The following is a 15,263-nucleotide window of genomic DNA, read 5'->3' on the forward strand; positions in this document are numbered from 1 at the left end:
AGGGAACCATGGCGGTCAGCGGATTTGGGCCAGGCGCAACAACTGGGCGGCGAAGTCCGCATCCGAGACCGGCGTCAGGATCAGGTCGTGTGCGGTGGTGAGCAGGTAGCGGCCGTCACCGCTGACATCGAGCCAGGTGCGGTGCCGGGTCGGCGGGGACATCGGGTTGTCGGGTTCCACGGTGACGGTGAGAAAGCCGCGGCCGTCGGTGGGCTGGCGCAGCATCTTGCGGAACCGGGAGGCGCCGCGATGCCCGTTGGTGTTCGCGTCACCCTGATTGAGCACCGCGTCCTGGGCTTCGCGCAGCGCACCCTGGCGGCCCGGCCGGTTCGGGCCGATGATCTGCACCAGGCGCTCGCCGAGATTGCGGGAGTGGCACATCAGGACCGTCATCTTCTCGGGTGTGCCGACCAGGATGGCGGCGTGGTGGTGCACCGCCGCCGCGAAGACGAGCACCCGGTCGGCGCCGCGGTCGCCGGACAGGGTGAGGGTGGTGGCGTCGTTGCGAGCGCAGAGCATCAGCGCCGCGGCCAGATCGGCGTCGGCCTGGCGGGCGAAGCGCTGCGGCAAACGCAGTGCGGCGTATTCGGTTTCGGTGCGCACCAGCGAGGCGGGCATCAGGTTGACCGGGTAGGGCCGCCGGTCCAGATTCGTTTCGTTCTCCCAGACGTAGGTGAATTCGTCCGGGGTGAGCACCCATCTCACCGTGTGCCGCTCCCGCCTGCGAAGCGGGGAACACTGTCGCCGGTGGCGGGCATGGTGGGGTTGTAGAGATGGGTCATGACGTCCTGAGCCTCGGCCTGCGCCGCTGCCGCGGACAGGTCGTGCTCCATGCGTCTTCGGCCCCCGTGCACGGCTTCGGCCACCGGATCCGCCAGCGGCAGGTAGTGCGGCGGCGGCGCGATCGCGCCTCGAATCGTCTGCGCGGCAGCGCTGTTCAGCTCGAGCAGGCGTCGAACGGTGTCGCATACCTCCTGCGCGCCGAGCCCCTGGGCGATGAACTCCTGGGTGGCCCGCAGCGCCTGGTCGGCGGATCGTCCGGTCCAGTCCGCGAATTCGCGGCCGGCGGTTGCGGCGAAGTCCTCGAACGCGGCCCCGAGGGCGAGGGCGTTCGCCTGCCAAGCGGCGGCGGCCTGACCGAGGGCGGCCGGATCCAGCGCCTCGTGCACGCGGTCCCAGATCTCCTGGTGCGAGTATCCGCCGAAGCGTTCCAGCTCCGATACTGAGCCGGGATCGGTTCCGGCACCGGCGATTTCAGCGTCTGCGGCGGCCGCCGCGGCCATGGCATCCAGCACCATCACCCCCGCGCGACGCCTGTCATCGCGGATCCAGGTAGTCGGAGATCAGTTGCAGCGCGGCCTTGTTCGCCGCGTCGGCCTCCGCCAGCCGGTGCCCGGCCGCCAGGTACGCGGCCTTGAACAGCAGCGCCGTTTCCTGGAACGCGGTGACGGTGTCGAGAAATTCGCGGCCCTTGTTGCCGAAGCCCTTCGTCAGCGCCTGCCCGGAGGGCAGCAGCGGGAATCCCGTCACCCCGGTGACGAGATCACCGGTGGCCGTCGCCTTTCGAAGATCCTCGATGAGTTTGTCGCACGCGGCCGCCAGGTTCTGCGCGACCTCCGGCGCCAGCTCGAAGCGGTCGCCACCGGATCCGGTTGCCGCCGCATACAATTCGCGCGCCCTGCGCTGCCCGATATCCGGTACCGCCATCTGGGTCGCAACCCCTTCTGCTCGGTCCACCAACGCGCCCGCGCCCGGAGGCCTAGGCAGAATCCAGACTCTACCGGCCGGTAAAACCGTCGCTCCCCACTTGTCGATGCCGCACCCCTGTGATGTAGCGCACCCTGGGCTGCCAGCAGATTGCTACACTGGCCGGTGGTCTATGGAGGTCTCGCCAGCGGAAGGCGTTCGGTGCCGGAAATCGAAGAAGTACTCCCGAAGTACCTGCAGATCTCGGGCTACATCCGCGACCAGATCATGAGCGGCGAACTCGCACCCGGCGCGGAAGTGCCCTCGGAACGGGAACTGGCCGCCGCCTGGAAGGTGGCCAGACCGACCGCGTCCAAGGCACTGAACACCTTGCGGCAACAGGGATTAGTGATCTCCCAGCGCGGCTCGGGCACCTATGTGGCGGACAGCCGGATCGCGCCGCAGGCCCGCGAACGCTACGAACGCGCGCGCCGCTACGGCACCATGTACACCGAGCAGGAGTCGGTGACGATCCTGTCCGCCGAGTTGCTGGACGGACCCGACCACGTCACCTCCGCCCTGCGAATCGCCAAGGGCAGCACCGTCATCGCGCGCTGCCGCCTGGTCACCAACGAATCCGGGCTGAGTGAGCTGGCCACCTCCTGGTTCCCCGGCGCGCTCGCCGAGACCGCCGCCGGGTTGCTGAGCCGCGAGCGCCTGTCCGGCGGCACCGCCCAGTACGTCGAATCGATGACCGGCCGCAAAGTCGCCTACGCCCGCGACCAGGTGAGCGCGCGACTGGCCACCGACGCCGAGTGCGAACACCTCGGATTGCCGAAACCCGCTGCGGTGCTGGCCTATCGGCTCACCGTGCACGCCCTGGACGGCGCCGTGCTCCAGTTCGACGAGGCCGTCTATCCGCAGGAGTGGTGGGCCTTCCAGCAGGAGTACTCGATCGGCTCGTAGACCGTTGCGCGCCCGGCGAATTGCCGTTGACAGCCACCGGCTATGACTGGCATAGTCCACGACGTCAGATTGGCATAGTCCAGAGGGTGGGAGGCGTGATGTTCGAGCAGTTGTCCATCGGTACCTGGGTCATCGTCGGAGAGCACTGCTCGGTGCGCCGGGCGCAGGTGCGCCGCGACGAATACCTGACATTCATATTCGAAAGCGGCGGTTCGGAATTCGAATTCGCCCTGGCCCCCGCGGTCCTGCGCAAGATGGTCGACCTCGGCAACTTGCCCCCGGACGCCGCGGTGCTCGCCTGATCCAGGCACGGCCGCTCCGCCCGCGGCGCCGGCCCGGGCGAGCGGCCGTAACTTCACGACGAGCCTGCGGGCTAACCGCCTCTCCCGTGGGTACGTTGACGATGTGCCTGGGGAAGACGAGATCACGCCACCCACCGAACCCGCCGAGATCGCGCTGACCGACACCACGGCGAACGCCGTGGTCACCGCCGAGATGACAGCCGGTCCGCCGCCCTGGCTGTTGCGCGCGTTCCTGCTCGCCGCCGCCACCGTCGGCGGGCTGATCGCCGGATTCTGGGTGCTGCAACGGCTACAGGGCCTGCTCACCGTGCTGATGGTCTCGCTGTTCCTGGCCTTCGCCATCGAACCCGCGGTGAACTGGCTGGCCGCCCGCGGGGTGAAACGGGGTCCGGCCACCGGCATCGTGTTCCTCGGATTGCTGCTCGTGGTGGTCGGTTTCGTGTGGACGCTGGGCGCGCTGCTGGTCGACCAGGTCACCACCCTGGTGCAGAACGCGCCGCAATACGCCGACGAGGGTGTCGACTGGTTCAACAACACTTTCCACCAGGAGATTTCCGGCACCGACATCCAGAAGTACGCCACCCAGTGGAGCGACAAACTCCAGGGTCTGCTCACCGGCCTCGCCGGAAATGCCTGGGGCATAGGCACGGCCGCGGTCGGTGTGCTCTTCCAGGCGCTCGGCGTGCTGCTGTTCACCTATTACTTCGCCGCCGACGGCCCCCGTTTCCGCAACGCCGTCTGCTCCCTGCTGCCGCCGCGCAAGCAGCGACATGTGTTGCGCGCCTGGGACATCGCCGTCGAGAAGACCGGCGGCTACATCTACTCTCGCGGCCTGCTCGCGCTGTGCTCAACCCTCGCGCACTATGTCGCGCTGCGCTTCCTGGACGTTCCCTCCGCGTTCGCGCTCGCCCTGTGGGTAGGCGTGCTCTCCCAGTTCATCCCCACCGTCGGCACCTATCTGGCGGGTGCGCTCCCCGTGATCGTCGCCCTGGTGAACAGCCCGACCACCGCACTGTGGATCCTCGGCTTCATCCTGCTCTACCAGCAGTTCGAAAACTATGTGCTGCAACCCCGCATCACCGCGACCACCCTGGACATGCATCCCGCCGTCGCCTTCGGCGCGGTCTTGGCGGGCGCGGCGATACTAGGTCCGACCGGCGCGCTGCTCGCCATCCCTGTGACAGCCACGGTCCAGGCCTTCTCGGGCGCTTATATCCGGCGCTACGAGGTCAAGACCGACATCAAGGACATCCCGCCGGAACCGCCGAAGCGGAAGCCACGAAAGTGGACCCGTCAGATGACGATTCGATTCATCGGGCGGACACCGACGGAGTGACCGAACCGGCGCGATGCAAGACCTCGGTCAGCGTCTGACCGATCCGCGACATCTGGGACCGGCTGTACCACGCGGTGTCGTACTCCACCTGGATGGTGAGGCGGTCCCCGACGGTGAAGGCGGTGAGCTTGGGCGGCATGCCCGGGCCCATCGCGTACACATCGTCGCGGACGAAGGTGAGCTCGTCTGGCAGCGAATGGGCCTCCAGCCGACCGATATTGGAGATGGCCAGCGTCGGCGGCGCGGCGAGAACAGCGACCGTGGACTCATCCGCACGTTGCGCCGCGAGCAGGAAGATCGCCGCTTGCCGCTGGTCCAGCACAGCCTGCATACCGGCGGCGACCACCCGGCCGACGTCGACCGGATCCGCGTCCGGCGCCACCTCGGCCGGGGTGCCTACGCCGGAGGCACAGTTGAGGACAGTCCGTTCGGACAACGGCGGGTCGAATTCACCGCGCAGATCGAACGCGTGCCCGCAGAACATCGGCAGCGCACCGGCGGCCGGTTCGAGTTGCGCCCGGAACGCGATCAGCGCGGCGCCGGTGAGCAGGCTGTTGACCGAGAGCCCCGCCGCCCGCGCGGCCGCGACCAGATCGGCGGTCCGGTCAGGGTCCAATTCGATGCGCTGCAAGGCGAATCGGCCGAGCGGATCACCGCCGACGCCGTCCCTGGGCAGCGTGCGCGCCGACTCCGGCCCCATCTGCGCCGCCATGACTCGCACCTGATCGAGCCATGCCGTCACTTCGGCGGCACTCACCACTGCGGCCAGCCGGGTGTCGACCGCCTCGGGCAGATCCGGCGAATGCTGCTGCGGTAGTGCGGAAAAGGCGCGTGGATCACCGCCGCGTAGCGCGGTGTAGCGCTGCCACAGCTCGGCCAGCAGCGCGAAAGCGGATCTGCCGTCGGCGATCCCGTGGTGCACGACAAGTACCACCTGCTGCCGCGTGCCCTCGCGCAACAGGTGCGCGTGGAACAGCCCGTCGCGCCAATCCGGTTGTGCGTTGACCAGTTTCAGGTAGGCGGCCGCGCCGCCGTCGGCGATCTCGAGCCGCGGCCGGAAGTCGTCGTCGCGAACGAATCGTGCCGGGCCGCCGGTGGTGTGTACCCGGCTGCGCAGCAGGGGGTGCGCGGCCGCTACATCCCCGAGGGCGCGCCGCAGGGCGTCGGCGTCGATGACGCCGTGCACCGTGGACCCGATGAACAAGGGCATTCCGCTGGTCGGGACGCTGCCGAGCTTTCCGGCGGTGCCGAAGTAGCGGGCTTCGAAGGGAGAAATGAGTCGCTGAGTTGCCATGTCCCGAACCATACACACGTTTCAAACACTTGTCAGAAACGCTTGTTTGAAACACTTGTCACGAACATGCGTATGCCCGCCTGTTATCGTGCGCGAGTGGGAACCCGAGAAGACTTGCTCGCCGCGGCCAAGCAATGCCTGGCCGAGCGTGGCTACGCCCGCACCACGGTGCGCGATATCGTCGCCGCCTCCGGCACCAACCTGGCGGCCATCAACTACCACTTCGGCACCCGCGACAAGCTGCTCAATCAAGCGATGATGGAATCCAGTGCCGCCGCCGTTCAGCAGATCCTCGACTCGCTGCCCACCGGCGATCCGGCGGATCCCGCCGCGCGCCTGAACACCTTCCTGACCAGGCTGACCGCGTCGTTCACCGACAACACCAGCCTCTGGTCGGCCAATGTCGAAAGCTTCACCCAGGCCCTGCACTCCCCCGATGTGCGCGCCGAACTCGGCGCCGCGCAGGAGCGCGCTCGCCGGGAACTCTCCGAATCATTCGGTCCGGCAACCGAAGACAATGCCGTCGGCGCCGTGCTGCAAACCATGATCGGCGGCCTGCTGATCCAGTGGCTGGTCGACCCCGAGCACGCGCCCGCCCCGGACACGATCGTCGCGGGGCTGCGCGCCCTCGCGGGCCAGATGCCGCCGGTCTGAGCGCGGGTCAGCCGAAAAGGTTGCGCACGAACGGAATCGAGTCGACCAGGGACGCGTTCACCGCGCCGCTGTGGTCCTCGTTGTAGGTGCGCAGCATGACCGGCTGACCGCCGGCCTGCAACTTCTCGGCGAAGAGCAGGGTGGCGGGGGTGATCACGTCGGTGTCTTTCAAGCCTTGCCCGAGGAAAAATGGCTTGTCGTAACCGGTTTCGGGCAGGCCCATGGTCCGGGTCAGCACACCCAGCAGGTCCGGCATCTGCAGTAGCGGGCGAGCGAACAGGTTGCCGACGATGACGCCCGCGGCGCTGAGCTCATTGCCGAACGGCTCGATGCAGGAGGTGCGCGCCCGTTCCAGCCACTGCTTGCCCGAATCGGTCAGGTAGGACTCGATATTCAACTCCGGGTAGCTGGTACGCAGGCCGTTGAGGATGTAGAGGACGTACGCGGTGCTGTGCGCGCCGAGTTTGATCGGCGGCACGCCCGGCCCGAGCGGCAGCAGGATGTCCTCGATGTAGGCGGGCACACCCGTGGCCACCGCCCCGCGGTAGTCGAGCTCCGATCCGCCGAACTCGCTCGCGTAGCGCGCGACGAACACCGCCGCGCCGCCGCCCTGCGACTGTCCGACGGTCACCCATTTCTTCGACAGGGACGCGTACTGCCTGGTCGCAGCCTTGACCGCGTCTACGACGTTGTGCGCCTCCACGATCCCGTTCAGGTATGGGTGCTCCCCCTCGGTGCCGAGCCCGGCGTAATCGGCGGCCACGATCGCGTAGCCCTGCTTCAGCCAGGTCCCCAGATAGGTCCAGTCCCGCTCGACCGCGGAGGGACCGGCGACGCTGTAGGCGCAGTCGTCGCCGAGGCCGACGGTGCCATGCGCCCAAGCGATCACCGGCCAGCCGCCGGCGGGCGGTTCGCCCGGCGGGAAATAAACCGCGGCACTCGCGGTGGTCGGCGCGGCGCCCGCGGTGCTGGTCCGGTAGAGCAGGCGCGCGGCGTTCACCGAGCCGGGCAGGGTCGCCGCGGGAGCCAGTGCGGTCACCGCCTCGACACTGCCTGCCGCCGGGTCCGCACCGGCCGTGGGCAGGGACAACAGGGAGGCGGCCGCGACCAGGGCGACGACGCACAGTTTCCGCAAGGGTGGCTCCTTCGAATCGAACCGAGGCGCTACTGGACGCCTGCCCGAGGTTGATTGCGGCTCAGTGTGCCCGATAGCCGGACCCGAGGCGACCCACAGGGTGGCCCGGGCCACACCGACCACGCCCGCCCTTCCTGTGAATCGACTCACAAGCCCCCGCAGCCCCCTGACGCGTCTTTCGATCCGGCGAAGGTCGCTAACAGTACGAGCGTTACGCTAAAACCGCACGTCAGCGCTACCGGCGAGTAGATTAGATGCGTGCAATTAGCTCGCTAATTTCGCAAAGTTAGCAAACCCCGTCTGAAACCTAGCTGAGATTCACATTAGCAACAGGTAGACGGCTATTTCCGGATGTGCCATCGTGTGAAAGTACACCCCAAGGGCCTAGCAAGCCTGCAAATTGCTGCTCCAGCAGATCGAGCTGAATTCGCGCATCGAACGCGGAGCATCGAACGAACGACAGGAAGTGGAGTCAGAGATGTCGACCACCGGCACCCCGAAGACCGCTGCGGAAATCCAGCAGGACTGGGACACCAATCCCCGTTGGAAGGGCATCACCCGCAACTACACCGCCGAGCAGGTTGTGAAGCTGCAGGGCACCGTCGTCGAGGAGCACACCCTCGCGCGTCGCGGCTCGGAGATCCTGTGGGATCTCGTCAACAACGAGGACTACATCAACTCCCTCGGCGCCCTCACCGGCAACCAGGCCGTGCAGCAGGTGCGCGCCGGCCTGAAGGCCATCTACCTGTCCGGTTGGCAGGTCGCCGGTGATGCGAACCTGTCCGGCCACACCTACCCGGACCAGTCGCTGTACCCGGCCAACTCGGTTCCGTCCGTGGTTCGCCGCATCAACAACGCGCTGCTCCGTGCCGACGAGATCGCCAAGGTCGAGAACGACACCTCGGTGCAGAACTGGCTGGCCCCGATCGTCGCCGACGCCGAAGCCGGCTTCGGTGGCGCCCTGAACGCCTACGAGCTGCAGAAGGCCATGATCGTGGCCGGCGCCGCGGGCGTGCACTGGGAAGACCAGCTCGCCTCGGAGAAGAAGTGTGGCCACCTCGGTGGCAAGGTGCTGATCCCGACCCAGCAGCACATCCGCACCCTGACCTCGGCGCGCCTCGCGTCCGACGTCGCCGGTGTCCCGTCGGTCATCATCGCCCGCACCGACGCCGAGGCCGCCACCCTGATCACCTCCGATGTCGACGAGCGCGACCGTGAGTTCCTGGACGGCACCCGTACCGCCGAGGGCTTCTTCGGTGTGAAGAACGGCATCGAGCCCTGCATCGCGCGCGCCAAGGCCTACGCCCCGTACTCCGACCTCATCTGGATGGAGACCGGCGTGCCGGATCTCGAGGTCGCGCGTAAGTTCGCCGAGGCCGTCCGTGGCGAGTTCCCGGACCAGCTGCTGGCCTACAACTGCTCGCCTTCGTTCAACTGGAAGGCGCACCTGGACGACGCGACCATCGCGAAGTTCCAGCGTGAGCTCGGCGCGATGGGCTTCAAGTTCCAGTTCATCACCCTGGCCGGCTTCCACTCGCTGAACTACGGCATGTTCGACCTGGCGCACGGCTACGCCCGCGAAGGCATGACCGCGTTCGTCGACCTGCAGGAGCGCGAGTTCAAGGCTGCCGCCGAGCGCGGCTTCACCGCCGTGAAGCACCAGCGTGAGGTCGGTGCCGGCTACTTCGACACCATCGCCACCACCGTGGACCCGAACACCTCCACCGCGGCCCTGAAGGGTTCGACCGAAGAGGGTCAGTTCCACTGATCTGAAAATCCCCAGTAGGGGTGTACCGCCCTCCCCGCTGAACAGCCCTCGGCGGGGAGGGCGTCCCTATAAGTTCGATGTAGCCAAAAGCCACCCCATAGCAGAACCAAACCCAGCAGGAGCGGGACGTGAGCAGCGAGAAGATTCAGCGCGTCGGCATCATCGGCGCCGGACAGATGGGTGCCGGAATCGCGGAGGTGTGCGCCCGGGCGCATGTCGACGTGCTCGTCTACGAACAGACCCGGGAGCTCGCGGCCGCCGGTCGCGCCCGCATCCTGCGGTCCCTGGACCGCGGCGTCAGCAGCGGCAAGATCACCGAGCGCGAGCGTGAGCAGGCCGCCTGGCGGCTGCGCTTCACCTCCGATCTGAGCGACTTCGCCGACCGTCAGCTGGTCGTCGAGGCCGTGCTGGAGAGCGAAGAGGTCAAGACCTCGATCTTCGCCGAGCTGGACAAGGTCGTCACCGACCCGAACGCGGTGCTGGCCTCCAACACCTCCTCCATCCCGATCATGAAGATCGCCGTCGCCACCGCGAACCCCGAGCGCGTGGTCGGCATGCACTTCTTCAACCCGGTGCCGGTGCTGCCGCTGGTCGAGCTGGTCACCACGCTCAAGACCAGCGCGTCGGTGTCCGAGCGCGCCGAGCAGTTCGCCGCCGAGGTCCTCGGCAAGCAGTGCGTGCGCTCCGCCGACCGCTCCGGCTTCGTGGTCAATGCGCTGCTGGTGCCGTACCTGCTCTCCGCGATCCGCATGGTGGAGTCCGGTTTCGCCACCAAGGAAGACGTCGATAAGGCCATGGTGCTGGGTTGTGCCCACCCGATGGGCCCGCTGGCGCTGACCGACCTGGTGGGTCTGGACACCGTCAAGTCGATCGCCGATTCGATGTACCAGGAATTCAAGGAGCCGCTGTACTCCGCGCCGCCGCTGCTGATGCGTATGGTCGAAGCCGGGCTGCTCGGCAAGAAGACCGGCGCCGGCTTCTACCAGTACAACCGCGCCTGATACCTGATTTCGGCAACCCAAGCGCAATATTGTGCGGCGTCCATTCTCAGTAGTGGGCGCCGCACAGGCATCGAAAGGGAGCAGCGCTCATGGTGAACGTGACCGACGGCTACGGATCCAGCATTCTCGGCTACCCGAGGATCGGATCGCACCGAGAACTCAAGCGGGCACTCGAGGCCTATTGGCGCGGTGCGATCCCGCGCGAGGAACTCCTCGAAGTCGGCCGTGAAATCCAGGAGAGCCAGTTCAGTGAGCTGGCCGCCACCGGCCTGACCCAGGTGCCCGGCAACACCTTCTCCTTCTACGACCACATCCTCGACAACGCGCTCATGTTCGGCGCGGTCCCGGAGCGCTTCCGTGCCTACCAGGATGTGATGGATCCGCTGGACTTCTACTTCCTGATGGCGCGGGGCCGGCCCGACCTGCCGCCGCTGGAGCTGGTCCGGTTCGTCAACACCAACTACCACTACCGTCAGCCCGAGCTGGACCCCGACACCGCGTTCTCGCTGCACGCCGAGGCCCTGCTGGACGAGTTCGACCGGGCCAAGGCCAAGGGCATCGAGCTGCGCCCGGTCATGCTGGGCCCGGTGTCGCTGCTGCTGCTGTCGAAGGCCGGCCACGTGCCCGGCGAGGCGGAATTCGACACGCTGAGCCTGCTGGACAAGCTGCTGCCGGTGTACGAGGAGCTCTTCGAGATCCTGGCCAAGCGCGGCGCCACCTGTGTGCAGCTGGACGAGCCGTCCTTCACCAGCGAGCGCAGCGCCGCCGAGCTGGCCGCGTTCGAGAAGGCCTACCAGCGACTATCCAAGGCGCCGCTGCGCCCGCGCATCCTGGTCACCGGCCAGTACGGCGATTTCGGTGAGGCGCTGCGGATTCTGGCGCAGACCCATGTCGAGGCGATCGGCCTGGACCTGTCCAGCTACCGGATCCAGCCCGAAGAGCTGGCCGCGATCCCCGGCATCCGCCGCAAGCGCCTGTACGCGGGCGTGATCAGCGGCAAGAACGTGTGGCGGGCCGACCGCTACGTGACGCTGGAATACCTGAACGCTTTGGCGCAGGTGTGCCCGGATCTGGTGGTCTCCACCGGCACCACGCTGCTGCACGTGCCCTACGACCTGCTCGTCGAATACGACATCGAGGGCAATGTCGCCGACCGGCTGGCGTTCGCGAAACAAAAAGTGGGCGAGGTGGTTTCGCTCGCCAAGGCGCTGACCGAGGGCCCCTCGGACAAGTGGCGCAAGCGGCCCACCGAGGTGCACTTCAAGCAGAAGCACGCGGTGCGGCAACGGGTTTACGCGGTCACGCCGGAGATGCGCGAGCGCGAACCGTACGAGGTGCGCCGGGAAGCGCAGCAGGCCAAGCTGAATCTGCCGCCCGTGCCCGCGACCACGCTGGGCTCGTTCCCGCAGACCAACCGGATCCGCCAGGCCCGTTACGAATTGAGCGAGGGCCGGCTTTCCTACGAGGAGTACCGCAAGCGGATCGAGGCCGAGATCGAGGCCACCATCCGGTTGCAGGAGGACATCGGCCTGGACGTGCTGGTGCACGGCGAGCACGAACGCAACGACATGATCCAGTACTTCGCCGAGCTGCTCGACGGCTTCGCGACCACCCGCTTCGGCTGGGTGCAGGTGTACGGATCCCGTTGTGTGCGACCGCCGATCATCTACGGCGACGTCTCGCGGCCCGCGGCGATGTCGGTGGACTGGATCACCTACGCCCAGTCGCTGACCGACAAGCCGGTCAAGGGCATGGTCACCGGCCCGGTCACCATGGTGGCGCGCTCGTTCGTGCGGCAGGACCAGCCGCTGTACGAGACCGCCGACCAGGTGGCGCTCGCCATCCGCGACGAAGTGGTGGATCTGGAGCGCGCCGGTATCGCGATCATCCAGGTGGACGAGCCCGCGATCCGCGAGTTGCTGCCGCTGCGTCCGGAAGGGCGGGCGGAGTTTCTGCGCTGGGCGGTCGGCGCGTTCCGGCTGGCGACCTCGGGCGTCAAGCCGGAGACCCAAATCCACACCCACATCTCCTATTCCGGCCGCTCCGAAGTGGTGGAGGCGATCGAGGAACTGGACTGCGACGTCACCGCGATCGTCGCGACCCGCTCCATCGAATGGGTGCTCAAAGCCCTCACCGAGGACTGCGCTTCGGGCCACGGCCTGAGCCACGGCGTCGGCCCGGGCGTCTACGAAAGCCGTTCGGCGCGCATCCCGGACATCGACGAGCTGGATGAACTGCTCACAGCGGCGGCGAAAGCCGTTACGCCGGAACGGCTCTGGGCCAACCCGGACGGCGGCCTCAAGACCCGCCACTACTGGCAGCTGGAACCGTCGCTGCGCAACATGGTCGCGGCCGCGCGCCGGGTGCGCCGCCGGGCACTGGCCACCGAAAAGTAAAGCACCGAACACAAAGGCCGCCTTTCCCGAAAGGGGAAGGCGGCCTTTGCATTTCAGTCTCCGTCAGCGACTTCGATGATCTCGAGCCGTCCGTGCTCGAGTTCGTGCCAGCTGGACCGGTCACAGGTAAGAATCGGCCATTCCAGACGCTTGGCGACCGCAACGACATGCGCAGCCGAGGCGGCGCTATCCCTTCCCATCTCGGCAAGTACCCCCGCCATATCAGTGATGTGCCAAATATCACCGAGGTCAGCGATAGCCATGCTGTCTAGATTGGCTATGACGCCGTTGAGCTCGGCGCATTGATCTGCCGACAGCCCAGCCTGCGCGTATACCAACGTGACTGCAGGCACGCAGAGTCGATAACTCCTCGAATCGAGGGCGGCGATCGCGCCGACGGCGACGTTATCGCCGAAGGCGTAGTGGTGGAGCAGGCTTTCGTCCAGTACGTAGCCGATCACCTCTTGGCGGCCTCCCGCTGGTCAAGCAGATCGCCTAGGCGCTTACCAATCCGCTGCCCGCGTTCCCACGCCTCGGTGTCCTCCTTCGCCCTGGCCAGTCTGGCTTCCCAAGCCAGGCGCTCGCGAGTTCTCCTGGCCTGATGCTCGTCGATGAGCTTCCGGATCATCGCATCCAGGGTCTTATCCTTGCCGGCAAGTGCGGCGAGCAGGTCACGCGTTTCGGTCGAGACGTTGATCGAAGTCCGTTTCTGCATGCTGGAAGATTACCCGACAGGATCTTGGTAGGCAGTTCGAATTTCAGGCCTGCTTCTGAGCCGGGGGGTGGACCTCGCGCCAGTGGTTCGCGATGTCGATGCGGCGGGTGATCCAGACCTTGTCGTGGGACTGGATGTGGTCGAGGAAGCGCTCGAGGGAGGCCAGGCGGGCGGGGCGGCCGACGATGCGGCAGTGCAGGCCGATCGAGAGCATCTTCGGGCTGCCTTCGGATCCCTCGCGGTAGAGGACGTCGAAGGCGTCGCGGAGGTGGGCGAAAAACTGTTCGCCCGTGGGGAATCCGGCCGGAGAGGCGAAGCGCATGTCGTTGGTGTCGAGGGTGTACGGGACGACCAGGTGGTTCTGGTCGTGCACCTTGACCCAGTACGGGAGGTCGTCGGCGTAGGAGTCCGAGTCGTAGACGAAGCCGCCGTGTTCGACGACCAGGTCGCGGGTGCGCGGGGAGTCACGCCCGGTGTACCAGCCCAGTGGGGCCGATCCGGTCAGCTCGGTCAGGATGCGTACCGCTTCGGCCATGTGCGCGCGTTCGGTCTCCACGTCGCTGAGCTGGTAGGACTTCCAGCGCAGGCCGTGACTGGCGATTTCGTGGCCGAGTTCGCGGAAAGCCGCTACCGCCTCCGGGTTTCGCTGCATCGCCTGGGCGACCGCGAAGATGGTGAGGGGCAGGCCGCGGCGTTCGAACAGGCGCAGGATGCGCCACAGGCCGGCCCGGGAACCGTACTCGTAGATCGATTCCATGCTCAGGTGGCGGTTCGGGAAGGCCACGGCCGGAGTCATTTCCGAGAGGAAGGTCTCGGAGTGCTCGTCGCCGTCGAGAACGTTGTTCTCGCCGCCCTCTTCGTAGTTCAGGACGAATTGGACGGCGATGCGGGCACCGTCCGGCCATTGCGGGTCGGGTGTGTTCTTGCCGTAGCCGATGAAATCCCGTGCCGGACCGTACAAATGGTCGCTCATGCGCCCAGCTCCCCGAACAGACGCAGACGGGCGAGGCCGCCGTCAGGGTAAACGTCCAGGCGGACCTCTTCGACCGAAGCCGCCATCGGCGCGATCGCGAAGCGGTGCCGGGTGTCGGGCTGTAATTCGGTGCGCGGCAACAACTCCACCTCGGTGCCGTCGGCGGTCGTGCCCGTCAGTTTTGCCGCGCCCGGACTGTTGCCGAGGAAGTAGGAGGTGTCGATCTCTGCGAGCCTGACCAAGCCGGGGCCCGCCAAACGGATTCGCACCCAGTCATTTCCGTCGTCGCGGCGACGAGCGGTTTCCCAGCCGTCACCCATTTCCCTGGCCAGGCCGGGATAGAGCATCTGGTTCGGTTCGCTGTAGAAGCGGTTCGAGCAGTCCAGGACCAGGGCGCCGTTTTCGAGGGCAGCCAGGTCGAGCGGGCCGAGGCCGAACAGCTTCTGGTCGGGGCGGCCCTCGCCGTGTACGCGGAGACGGGCTACGCCGCCGTCAGGGTGCATGGTGAGTTTGACGTGGGTCCAGCGACTTTCGCTGTCGATTCGGAACGGGTTGCCGCTGTCCCCCGCGACCGCACCGCGATCGATCAGGGTTACCCAATCGTCGCGCCCGGCGATCTCCTCGGCGGGCGGGTAGCCGTCGATCTCCAGAGCGGACAACGAGATCGCGGGCGGAAAATTGCCCTTGAACCAGGCGGTGTCGACGACGACGCCCCGGATGACCCCCGGCACGCCGAGCCGGATGATGGCGCTGTCATCGCCGGGTTTGCCGCGGTGCCTGCGAGTTTCCCAGCCGTCGTAGACCTGTCCCTTGTGCCCGAATGTCGACGGGCGGTAGTCGGCGGGGCCCGGGTTGATCAAATTCTCCTTCTCCGCGAAGAATTCGTCGTTGGCCCAGATCACCGAGCCACCGAGCGGCCGGACCGCGAGATCCGGTAGGAGGGTGAAGTCGGATAGTTCGCTCATCGTGCCTTCCGGGGTGCGGTGCGATGTAGGCAGATCGTGCGGTTTTCGCGAGTTGTGGTCGATATCAGCCAC

At 67.0% G+C, this 15,263-nt stretch carries 16 protein-coding genes; 7 read left to right on the top strand and 9 right to left on the bottom strand.

Features of this window, described 5'->3' with window-relative positions:
* Positions 1–15 precede the first annotated feature (15 nt).
* From IBX22_RS14980 to IBX22_RS14990, 3 genes are read right to left on the bottom strand one after another with little or no spacing between them, the layout of a single operon-like run.
* A complete protein-coding gene (locus tag IBX22_RS14980) occupies positions 16–696 on the bottom strand; it encodes an ESX secretion-associated protein EspG (protein ID WP_309234621.1) in 681 nt (226 codons plus the stop codon).
* Between the two features lie 5 nt (positions 697–701).
* Positions 702–1,298: a hypothetical protein gene (locus IBX22_RS14985; RefSeq protein WP_228539011.1), complete on the bottom strand. Its 597-nt coding sequence runs from the start codon at positions 1,296–1,298 to the stop codon at positions 702–704.
* A 19-nt stretch (positions 1,299–1,317) separates the two neighbouring features.
* Positions 1,318–1,707, bottom strand: a complete 390-nt coding sequence (locus IBX22_RS14990) for a hypothetical protein (protein ID WP_194816184.1) — start codon at positions 1,705–1,707, stop codon at positions 1,318–1,320.
* Positions 1,708–1,908: 201 nt separating this feature from the next.
* Between IBX22_RS14990 and IBX22_RS14995 the strand changes: the two genes are divergently transcribed.
* The 3 genes from IBX22_RS14995 to IBX22_RS15005 all read left to right on the top strand — a co-directional run bounded on the left by IBX22_RS14995 (position 1,909) and on the right by IBX22_RS15005 (position 4,290).
* Complete coding sequence (locus IBX22_RS14995) at positions 1,909–2,652, top strand: GntR family transcriptional regulator (protein WP_194816185.1); 744 nt, start codon at positions 1,909–1,911, stop codon at positions 2,650–2,652.
* Positions 2,653–2,750: 98 nt separating this feature from the next.
* Positions 2,751–2,954, top strand: a complete 204-nt coding sequence (locus tag IBX22_RS15000; RefSeq protein ID WP_194816186.1) for a hypothetical protein — start codon at positions 2,751–2,753, stop codon at positions 2,952–2,954.
* A gap of 103 nt (positions 2,955–3,057) precedes the next feature.
* On the top strand, positions 3,058–4,290 hold the full coding sequence (locus tag IBX22_RS15005) for an AI-2E family transporter (protein ID WP_309234622.1): 1,233 nt from the start codon (positions 3,058–3,060) through the stop codon (positions 4,288–4,290).
* Here IBX22_RS15005 and IBX22_RS15010 read toward each other — a convergent pair.
* Positions 4,265–5,584, bottom strand: coding sequence for a hypothetical protein (locus tag IBX22_RS15010; protein WP_194816187.1), 1,320 nt, complete (start codon positions 5,582–5,584; stop codon positions 4,265–4,267). The two genes, IBX22_RS15005 and IBX22_RS15010, sit on opposite strands and share 26 nt — an antisense overlap.
* 96 nt (positions 5,585–5,680) lie before the next feature.
* Here IBX22_RS15010 and IBX22_RS15015 point away from each other — a divergent pair, with 96 nt between their 5' ends.
* Positions 5,681–6,238, top strand: a complete 558-nt coding sequence (locus tag IBX22_RS15015) for a TetR/AcrR family transcriptional regulator (RefSeq protein WP_194816188.1) — start codon at positions 5,681–5,683, stop codon at positions 6,236–6,238.
* 7 nt (positions 6,239–6,245) lie between these two features.
* Here IBX22_RS15015 and IBX22_RS15020 read toward each other — a convergent pair whose 3' ends face one another.
* Positions 6,246–7,373, bottom strand: a complete 1,128-nt coding sequence (locus IBX22_RS15020) for a lipase family protein (RefSeq protein WP_194816189.1) — start codon at positions 7,371–7,373, stop codon at positions 6,246–6,248.
* 478 nt (positions 7,374–7,851) lie between these two features.
* On the opposite strand from IBX22_RS15020, the gene aceA reads away from it, so the two are divergent.
* From aceA to metE, 3 genes are all read left to right on the top strand, one after another.
* Positions 7,852–9,141 carry an isocitrate lyase gene (gene aceA, locus IBX22_RS15025; RefSeq protein ID WP_194816190.1) on the top strand — a complete coding sequence of 430 codons (1,290 nt, stop codon included), beginning with the start codon at positions 7,852–7,854 and terminating at the stop codon, positions 9,139–9,141.
* A 128-nt stretch (positions 9,142–9,269) separates the two neighbouring features.
* Positions 9,270–10,142, top strand: a complete 873-nt coding sequence (locus IBX22_RS15030) for a 3-hydroxybutyryl-CoA dehydrogenase (RefSeq protein WP_194816191.1) — start codon at positions 9,270–9,272, stop codon at positions 10,140–10,142.
* 89 nt (positions 10,143–10,231) lie between these two features.
* Positions 10,232–12,538: a 5-methyltetrahydropteroyltriglutamate--homocysteine S-methyltransferase gene (gene metE / locus IBX22_RS15035; protein WP_194816192.1), complete on the top strand. Its 2,307-nt coding sequence runs from the start codon at positions 10,232–10,234 to the stop codon at positions 12,536–12,538.
* 53 nt (positions 12,539–12,591) lie between these two features.
* Here the strand turns inward: metE and IBX22_RS15040 are convergent, their stop codons facing one another.
* The 4 genes from IBX22_RS15040 to alc are packed head-to-tail and all read right to left on the bottom strand — an operon-like array spanning position 12,592 to position 15,191.
* Entirely contained in the window at positions 12,592–12,999 is a 408-nt protein-coding gene (locus IBX22_RS15040) for a hypothetical protein (RefSeq protein WP_194816193.1), read from the bottom strand.
* Positions 12,996–13,253, bottom strand: coding sequence for a hypothetical protein (locus IBX22_RS15045; protein ID WP_194816194.1), 258 nt, complete (start codon positions 13,251–13,253; stop codon positions 12,996–12,998). Before IBX22_RS15045 ends, IBX22_RS15040 begins: the two co-directional genes overlap by 4 nt.
* Before the next feature lie 43 nt (positions 13,254–13,296).
* On the bottom strand, positions 13,297–14,226 hold the full coding sequence (puuE, locus tag IBX22_RS15050) for an allantoinase PuuE (protein WP_194816195.1): 930 nt from the start codon (positions 14,224–14,226) through the stop codon (positions 13,297–13,299).
* A complete protein-coding gene (gene alc / locus IBX22_RS15055) occupies positions 14,223–15,191 on the bottom strand; it encodes an allantoicase (protein WP_194816196.1) in 969 nt (322 codons plus the stop codon). The genes puuE and alc overlap by 4 nt, the downstream gene beginning before the upstream one ends.
* Between the last annotated feature and the right edge of the window lie 72 nt (positions 15,192–15,263).

Source organism: Nocardia sp. XZ_19_385, from assembly GCF_015355755.1.
Taxonomy (GTDB): Bacteria; Actinomycetota; Actinomycetes; order Mycobacteriales; family Mycobacteriaceae; genus Nocardia.

Excerpts from the sequence above, each read along its gene's own strand:
- IBX22_RS15000 (WP_194816186.1), top strand. The coding sequence starts at position 2,751 with ATGTTCGAGCAGTTGTCCATCGGTACCTGGGTCATCGTCGGAGAGCAC.
- IBX22_RS15045 (WP_194816194.1), bottom strand. The coding sequence starts at position 13,253 with ATGCAGAAACGGACTTCGATCAACGTCTCGACCGAAACGCGTGACCTG.
- IBX22_RS14990 (WP_194816184.1), bottom strand. The coding sequence starts at position 1,707 with ATGGCGGTACCGGATATCGGGCAGCGCAGGGCGCGCGAATTGTATGCG.
- alc (WP_194816196.1), bottom strand. The coding sequence starts at position 15,191 with ATGAGCGAACTATCCGACTTCACCCTCCTACCGGATCTCGCGGTCCGG.
- puuE (WP_194816195.1), bottom strand. The coding sequence starts at position 14,226 with ATGAGCGACCATTTGTACGGTCCGGCACGGGATTTCATCGGCTACGGC.
- IBX22_RS14985 (WP_228539011.1), bottom strand. The coding sequence starts at position 1,298 with ATGGTGCTGGATGCCATGGCCGCGGCGGCCGCCGCAGACGCTGAAATC.
- IBX22_RS15010 (WP_194816187.1), bottom strand. The coding sequence starts at position 5,584 with ATGGCAACTCAGCGACTCATTTCTCCCTTCGAAGCCCGCTACTTCGGC.
- aceA (WP_194816190.1), top strand. The coding sequence starts at position 7,852 with ATGTCGACCACCGGCACCCCGAAGACCGCTGCGGAAATCCAGCAGGAC.
- metE (WP_194816192.1), top strand. The coding sequence starts at position 10,232 with ATGGTGAACGTGACCGACGGCTACGGATCCAGCATTCTCGGCTACCCG.